This is a genomic window from Mesorhizobium sp. M8A.F.Ca.ET.207.01.1.1 (genome assembly GCF_004794715.1).
Taxonomy (GTDB): Bacteria; Pseudomonadota; Alphaproteobacteria; order Rhizobiales; family Rhizobiaceae; genus Mesorhizobium.
Map to the genome: position 1 here is coordinate 1 of NZ_SRUS01000152.1, position 400 is coordinate 400.

Sequence of the window (400 nt, forward strand, 5' to 3'; positions counted from 1 at the left end):
TGGACATCAAGCAGGAGAACTTCGACCTGACCAGCGGCTGGCGTGCCAGCCAGGGCCAGGAGATCTACCTGTTCGCGGCTACCAGGGCCAGGGCATCGGCCATGCCCTGTTCGAAGCCGTGCTGCCGCACCTGCGCACACCGGTGCTGACCGTGCGCGCCTCGCTCAACGCAGTGCCTACCTACCTGCGCTATGGCTTCGTGCTGGACGGTGATGTCGGCGAGTTCAACGGGTTGGTGTACCAGCAGATGGTGCGGGCAGCCGCCTGAGGGCAGCGGGTGTCATGCCCCGCTGCACGGCCGATATAAGCAAACTGAATCAGCACACTCCCTGGCCATTCCTACAATGGCCTGTCCCCCCTTCGAGATGCCCCCGATGCGCGTCGCGCTTCCCGTGTTGCT

At 64.5% G+C, this 400-nt stretch carries 1 protein-coding gene; it reads left to right on the top strand.

The genetic code is table 11. The features are described 5' to 3' along the window. Positions 1-268, top strand: a 268-nt coding sequence (locus tag EN850_RS33940; protein WP_210238017.1) for a GNAT family N-acetyltransferase, incomplete at its 5' end; no start/stop codon positions are given. Positions 269-400 lie beyond the last annotated feature (132 nt).